At 49.0% G+C, this 7,516-nt stretch carries 6 protein-coding genes; all 6 read left to right on the top strand.

The features are described 5' to 3' along the window. On the top strand, nt 1–820 hold an 820-nt coding region (locus AC1DUA_RS21395; RefSeq protein ID WP_477501697.1), incomplete at its 5' end, for an SDR family NAD(P)-dependent oxidoreductase. 32 nt (nt 821–852) lie between these two features. Beyond that, a complete protein-coding gene (gene melA, locus AC1DUA_RS21390; RefSeq protein ID WP_477501696.1) occupies nt 853–2,175 on the top strand; it encodes an alpha-galactosidase in 1,323 nt (440 codons plus the stop codon). A gap of 160 nt (nt 2,176–2,335) precedes the next feature. Continuing rightward, entirely contained in the window at nt 2,336–3,670 is a 1,335-nt protein-coding gene (locus AC1DUA_RS21385; protein ID WP_477501695.1) for an ABC transporter substrate-binding protein, read from the top strand. A gap of 69 nt (nt 3,671–3,739) precedes the next feature. After that, the gene (locus AC1DUA_RS21380) at nt 3,740–4,675 is read left to right on the top strand and encodes a carbohydrate ABC transporter permease (RefSeq protein ID WP_477501694.1); all 936 of its coding nucleotides are present in this window, start codon (nt 3,740–3,742) and stop codon (nt 4,673–4,675) included. Beyond that, the gene (locus AC1DUA_RS21375) at nt 4,672–6,960 is read left to right on the top strand and encodes a histidine kinase (protein ID WP_477501693.1); all 2,289 of its coding nucleotides are present in this window, start codon (nt 4,672–4,674) and stop codon (nt 6,958–6,960) included. Before AC1DUA_RS21380 ends, AC1DUA_RS21375 begins: the two co-directional genes overlap by 4 nt. Continuing rightward, nucleotides 6,957–7,516, top strand: a 560-nt coding sequence (locus tag AC1DUA_RS21370; RefSeq protein ID WP_477501692.1) for a response regulator, incomplete at its 3' end; no start/stop codon positions are given. The genes AC1DUA_RS21375 and AC1DUA_RS21370, both read left to right, overlap by 4 nt.

Raw genomic sequence — 7,516 nt, 5'->3', positions numbered from 1 at the left:
GCAGCCGAGGGGGCTTACGAGTTCTAGCAATCAAGGAGGGGATACGATGGAAGATACAGGCAGCTTGCGATATGACGGTAAAACCGTGCTGGTCACTGGCGCAGCGAAAGGGATCGGCGCCGCTATTGCAGAGCAGTTCCTGCTGTCAGGAGCGAACGTTGTGATTGCTGATGTAGATGAGCAAGGGGAAGACGTTGCTGCAGCATGGCGGAGGGAAGGCCTTCCGGCACAGTTTGTCCGGTGCGATGTATCCAAAAGCGCGGAAGTGGAGCGGATGGTATCCTTCGCAGAGACCTCTTTCGGCGGCTTGGATATCCTTGTGAACAATGCCGGCATCTTCCCTAGAGCTGACTTATTCCAGACGGATGAAGCGTTCTGGGATCTTGTGATGGGAGTTAATCTCAAGGGGGCTTATTTGACCTGCCAAGCGGCAGTCCCAGGCATGATCCGCAGAGGGGGAGGCAATATCGTCAATATTGGCTCGCTCCACGCAAGAAGAGGATCGCCGGACACGCTCGCCTATGCGATTTCCAAAGGCGGACTCGTCACGCTAACGCTGAATTTGGCAGGCTCGCTAGCCAAGCAGCGTATTCGCGTGAACTGCATACACCCTGGCTGGGTTGCCTCCGACGGGGAGATGGCTCGCCTTGCTTCGGAGGGTGAAGACGAGAAGTCTTTGGAGAAAGCGTCCCAGCGGATGCCTATGGGTCGCATGCAAAACGGCAAGGATATTGCGTCCGCTGTTCTTTTCATCACATCGGAGCAGGCAGGACAAATTACAGGGCAGCAGCTTACAGTTGATGGTGGACTTGGTTTGTAATTCGCTTAAATAGTGAGGAGTGAGCGTGAACAATGACGAAGATTGCTTTTATCGGTGCAGGCAGCTTGGTGTTTACGAAAAATCTGGTTCGAGATTTGCTGACGTTTCCCGCATTTGAGGCTTGTACCATCGCCTTGATGGATATTTCGGAGGAGCGGCTGGCTTACGCCAAGACAGCGGTTGATAACATCATCGCCGCAGGAGGGTACAGGGCGAAGGTAGAGGCGACGACGGACCGGGAGCAAGCGCTAACCGGGGCGGATGGCGTTGTCTGTACCATCCTAGTCGGCGACTTGGAGGTCTGGCGCACGGATATCGAAATCCCCAAAGCTTACGGCGTGGATATCAATATTGGCGATACCCGAGGTCCGTCGGGTATTTTCCGCTTTTTGCGCACGATTCCAGTGATGCTGGAGCTTTGCAAGGATATTGAGCGCTACTGTCCCGACGCCATCTTCCTGAACTATTCGAATCCGATGGCGATGCTGATCAGAGCGATGCAAGGCGAAAGCAAAGTGCAAGTCACAGGCTTGTGCCATAGCGTACAAGGAACGGCTGCAATGCTTGCGGGTTGGATTGGGGCGCCGATGGAGGAGATTACCTACCGCTGCGCGGGCATTAATCATCAAGCCTTCTATTTGGATTACAAATGGAAGGGCAAAGACGCTTACCCACTCATTCGCGAAGCGGTCATGAAGCGGCCTGAAATCTACAATGAGGAGCAGGTCCGCAATGAAATGTTTCTCCATCTGGATTACTATGTGACGGAATCGAGTGGTCATAATTCGGAATATAATGCCTGGTTCCGCAAACGTCCGGATCTGATTGAGAAATACTGCACCCATGGCACAGGCTGGAATCCCGGGCATTACGCCGAAATCATCAACTATGCTGAGAAGCTGCGCGGTGGCTGGCATAAGCAGATGGAAGAATGGCGAGACAGTCCTATCGATTTGAAGCGCGGCGAGGAGTATGCGTCCTATATCTTCAATGCGACGATTGGTGACGGCACTCTCTTTGAATTTAACGGCAACGTCCGGAATATGGGGTACATCGATAATTTGCCGCAGGGCTGCTGTGTCGAGGTTCCTGTTCTAGCCTCCAAGGGACGGCTAAGCCCGATTCACGTTGGGGCGCTTCCGGATCATTTGGCTATTCTGGTCAATACTAGCGCCCGCTGCGAGGAGTTGGCGGTTCAAGGGGCGCTCACAGGAGATCCTCGGATGATCTATCATGCCATTTGCTTCGATCCTTTAACGTCTGCCGTTCTCAGTCTAGCTGAGATTCAGGAAATGGTTGATCGCATGTTCGCAGCGAACAAAGATTGGCTCCCACAATTTAAGCACCTCAGCTAATGTAAGATATGACAGCTCCTCCCATGGAAAATAGCGCTTCCACCGTAGATTTGGCACACTTGTAAGCGCAACCAAAATTGGTATGATTAAGGTGTGAAACATTCCGTATTCACAGATGGCAAGTCATCACTTCAATCATGCAAAGGGAGGATTCGTAAAAATGAAAAAAACATTTTTAAGCGTTGCTGCCATGATGCTAACGATTTCCGTTGTTTTCATGGGCTGCTCCAGCCGGCCTAGCTCGGGAACATCCGCGACGGACAATCCGGCAGCGACTACGAAACCGACAACGACGACGGCGGCCAGTACCCCGGATGCCAAACCGAGTGGGGATAAGATCAAACTAACGGTGTACAGTACGATCTCCGAGCTGCCGAATCAAGAAATGATGAAGGGCATTGCGGCTGATTTTACAAAGGAAAATCCGAATATTGCCGTTGAATTCCAATTCCCCGGCGCAGAATACGAGAACATCCTCAAGGTTAAAATGGCGGCAAACGATTTGCCGGACGTCTTCGATACGCATGGTTGGGCGATTATCCGTTATGGCAAATATCTAGCTGATCTACGCAATGAGCCATGGGCAAAAGATATGACGGACACGATTAAACCTGTCGTTACCGACAAGGATGGCAAAGTAGAGGCGCTCGTTATGAGCGAAGCGAAAGACGGGATCTCCTATAACGCTGAAATTCTTGAAAAATACAGCATTACACCGCCCAAAACCTTCGATGAACTGATGGCGGCAGCCGATAAAATCAAGACATCCAGCAACGGAGCGGTGACGCCGTTCTTCATGTCCGGTGTGGATAACGGGATGATCGGCGGTTTCTCCGATCTGTATGCCACGTCGATGTACATCTCTCCGGCAACGAACGATGCCAAGACGCTGCTCGATGGGACTTTTGATTGGAGCAAATGGACACCGCTTGCGCAAAAGTTGCAGGACATGAGCAAGAAGGGGTACATCAACAAAGATGTGCTGACGGCCAAATACAGCGATATGCCGCAACTGTTTGCACAAGGCAAGGTAGCTTTCGTATTCGGCGCACCTTCCTTCGCGGACGAAGTGTACAAATACAACAAAGGCGCCAAAATCGGCATTGCCCCGCTGACCTCGATGGTCGCCGGAGACAGCCAATCCTTCTCTGGTGGTGAGCGTTACACGATGGGGGCCTGGAAGGACGGCAAGCACTTGGTAGAATCCAAGAAGCTGATTGCGTTCTTTGCCAAACCAGACAATATGTCCAAAATCGCCAATGCGACCAAGCTGCCAGCAGGCCTGAAAAACATCGAATCCAAGCATGAATTCTCCGAATACTACAAGCAATTTGAGAATATTCGCGTATTCCCTTATTTTGACCGTGTTTATCTGCCAAACGGCATGTGGGATGTCATGTGTAAAACAGGCGTTGCTTTGCTCGCGGGAACGGTTTCTCCTCAGCAATTCTCTGACAAGATGAAATCCGAATATTTACGTCTGCGCAATCAGTAATAGTGGAATGGGGAGGGTGACAGCCACCCTCCCCTTTTCTCTATGATCATGAAGGAGGAAGGTGATCTTATGGCTGAATCAAGGACAGTGCTTGTACAGACCCATTCCCGCAAAACGGAAACAACCTTTAGTCGCCTCGTGCGCAGCGGTGCTTTACTGAATTTGCTCTATATTCCGGCGCTTCTTTTATTTTTTATTTTCATTTTTTATCCGTTTTTTAAAGGCATCAAAATTTCATTTACGAATTGGGACGGCTACAATCAAGACTACAAATGGATCGGCTTTAGCAATTATAGCCGGATGTTCACGGATCCTGAGATCCTCAAGGTTATCCGCAATACGGCGATCTATGGGGTCGGCAGTGCTGTTTTTCAAAATATCATCGGCTTGTTATACGCTTTATTCTTAAATCTGAATATCCGAACCCGAGGACTTGTCCGTACGGTCATTTATTTGCCGGTCATTATCTCCTCCTTGATTATGGGGTATATCTGGTACTTCTTCTTCCAGTATCAAGGCGGTGCTATCAATGACATTATTCTATTGTTTCATGATCAGCCTTCGAATTTGCTGGGAGATCCGAATCTGAATGTGTGGATTATTACATTCGTCAACACGTATCAGTATTTGGGGATCGCGATGGTGCTTTATCTGGCCGGATTGCAGTCAATTCCCAGGGATTATTATGAGGCTGCAACGATTGACGGAGCGGGTCCCTTACAGCGTTTCGCTCATGTGACATGGCCGCTTATTGCTCCTGCTTTTACAGTCAGTATGGTACTCAATCTGATTGGCGGTCTTAAATTGTTTGACGTCATCGTCGCACTGACCAACAGCGGTCCAGGCTATGCCTCCGCCTCGTTGTCTTCGATTATGTATCTGCTTTATTTCGGGCGGGAAGATGCCGGATATGCGGCTACGATCGGAATTCTAATGTTCATTATGATCTCCATTGTGAGTATTACAGCCTTGCTGTTTCTTAGAAAGAGGGAGGTTAACGCATGAAGAACAAACGGAAAAGTCTGTTAACGCTGTTCTCCCTCGTCATTTGTTTGGCGCACATATTACCCTTCTATATTTTGATAACGACATCTCTCAAAGCCTTCGACGATCTAAGCTCCAAATGGGCGTTTCCAGGCTATCTGTACTTCGATAACTTCCGGGATGCTTGGAAGGAAGCGCATCTGGCGGATGCTTTCCGGAGCAACTTCATCGTGACCGTCATTTCGGTAGTCCTGATCGTCATGATTGGCTCCATTGCGGCATATCCGCTGGCTCGGCGTCAAACRAGCTGGAATAAATTTATTTATGCGGTTTTCGTGTCCGCTTTAATCGTTCCCCCATTGACTATTCTGGTTCCGTTGTATAAATTTATGGTAGATATTGGTGGCATGAATCAGTACTGGGGCATTATTCTATTGTTCATTACCTTCAATCTACCCATGACGATTTTCTTGTACACGGGTTTCATCTCCACGATTCCGCGGGATTTGGATGAAGCGGCGATGATCGATGGAGCGGGTCGCTTTCAGCTCTTTTTCACGGTGATCTTACCGCTGCTTAAGCYTGTGACGGCAACTGTTATTATTTTGTCTGGTGTTGCTGTATGGAACGATGTCGGTATTGTCGTTAAATTGCCCTCCTATTATCTCGATTTAATTAAAGAACAAGAGTCCTCTCTGCTGGAGGGGACTTTGACTGCGCTTACTTTCGATATTCAGACGTATTTGGACGATTTGGAACGAATGACCGTTACTCCTTATTTGAACAATGAAGTGATGCTTGCTTTGAAATTGAAATCTACCTCTCAATGGAATCTCCTAACCCCTTATGAGCAATATGAGGCGGAAGAAGTACTGAATAAAACCCTCCCTAGCTATTTGAAAAATATGCGAAAGGACATACTCGGAACCATTCTTCTGCCGATGGATGGTTCTGTTTATATTACGCCGCCAGGCAGTTTCTCTGATCAAGCGGTGAAAGGTYTCCCTTTTAAAGAGCAGGATTGGTATATCAAGGCGGTGAAAGCAGACGGGAACGTAGCGTTCACGGGTGTACATAAGCAAGATTATCTGAATAACGCAGATAGTGAGGTTTTCTCGGTTACACGTCTGATCAAGGACCCGGATTCAAGTCGGCCGCTGGGCATTATTATGGCGGATGCCGACACGGTCCTCTTGGATCAGATGATGAAAGGGATTCGGCTGAGCAAGGGGGCGAAGGTGGTCATCCTTGACGATAATCAGCAATTGATCTATGCGAATCAGCCTATTTCTGGCGAGATGCAGAGCCAGATTGCCTCGGGAAGCCGGACGGTCATGGATGTGAAGGATTCCTACTCGGTCGTTCGGGAAACGATTTCCCGCTCGAATTGGGTGATCGCGATCCTATCGCCAGAGGCTTTCATCCAAACGCATTTGAAGCGGGTATATTGGATCGGTACTGCTTTTGCGGCGAGTGGTTTGTTAATCGCGTTAATTCTGTATTTCACAGTTTCGCACTGGATTGTTACGCCTTTCAAGCAGATGATTCAAGTGATGAAGCGTGTGCAGCGCGGGGATATGAATACACTTTATCGTGTAAAAGGAAACGATGAAATCTCCCAGCTGGGCAGCAATTTGAATACGATGATCTATAAGCTAGGTGAGCTGATCGATCGGGAATATAAGGCCGTGCTTGGGAAGCGGAACGCGGAGTACCGGGCTTTGCAGTCGCAAATTCAGCCGCATTTCCTGTACAACACGTTAAATGGCTTCATTGGCCTCAATCGAACGGGGCAAAGCATGCAGCTGGAGCGGGCTATTCTATCGTTAAGCGGGATGCTGCGCTACACCCTAGAACATAACGATTGGGCGCAGCTGCAGGAGGAAATTGATTTTATCAACAAGTATTGCGGCCTCCAACAGGTTCGTTTCGCTGAGAAGATTCAGGTGCATATCAGCTGTGATCCGGATGCGCTGTCGCTCTTGATTCCGAAGCTGCTGCTGCAGCCGATGATTGAGAATGCGATCATACATGGCATAGAGCCGTGTGATCATAGTTGTGAGCTAAGGATGGACATTCACGTGCAGTCAATTCCTGGCGAGAAGGAAGAAACATTAGCCATTCATATTAGCGATAACGGGGTGGGATTTGAGTCCAGCAAGGTGCAGGAGGGCTTAGGCATTCGGAATGTCAGGGAGCGGTTGCAGCTGTCTTTCGAGGGAGCATCGATGAGTATTCATAGTGCTAAGGATCAAGGAACCAGTGTTCAAATCCTAATACCTTTAAAGGATGTGATGCGAGGATGAAATTGATCATTGCTGATGATGAGAAGCTGATTCGGGCGAGCATTCGCAGTATGGTTCAGGATGTGGAATCCTCCTGGCACATTGTAGGCGAGGGAGCTAATGGCGAGGAACTCCTGGAGCTCGTCAATGAACATAAGCCGAATGTCGCCATTATAGATATCCGGATGCCCCGAATGAACGGGCTGGAGGCGATGCGTCTGGGCCAAGCGATCTCACCTTGCACGAAGTGGATTATCTTAAGCGGATTTTCAGATTTTGCTTATGTGCAGGAGGCTCTGCAGCTTGGGGCATCTGATTATTTACTTAAGCCTGTTAATCCTCTTGATTTGGAGCGGGCGCTAACGAATACTGCCAAGCACAACAAGGAATTCATCCAAATGCATAACCAGCAATTTGAAAATAGCCTATTTGCTCTGTGCAACGGGCTCACGACCTTGAAGTTTGAGGAGCTCGACAGTGTCTATGTGCAAGGCTGGTTCATCGGCGCTGTTTGTATATTTGACACGACCAAAACGGGGAAAACCTTGTCGGACATGACATGTGCCTTCTATGATGA

This window comes from Paenibacillus sp. 01T422 (assembly GCF_056398785.1).
This window is presented reverse-complemented; position numbering and strand designations above follow the sequence as displayed.

Coding starts and splice junctions, on each gene's coding strand:
- melA (WP_477501696.1), top strand. CDS start 853: ATGACGAAGATTGCTTTTATCGGTGCAGGCAGCTTGGTGTTTACGAAA.
- AC1DUA_RS21385 (WP_477501695.1), top strand. CDS start 2,336: ATGAAAAAAACATTTTTAAGCGTTGCTGCCATGATGCTAACGATTTCC.
- AC1DUA_RS21380 (WP_477501694.1), top strand. CDS start 3,740: ATGGCTGAATCAAGGACAGTGCTTGTACAGACCCATTCCCGCAAAACG.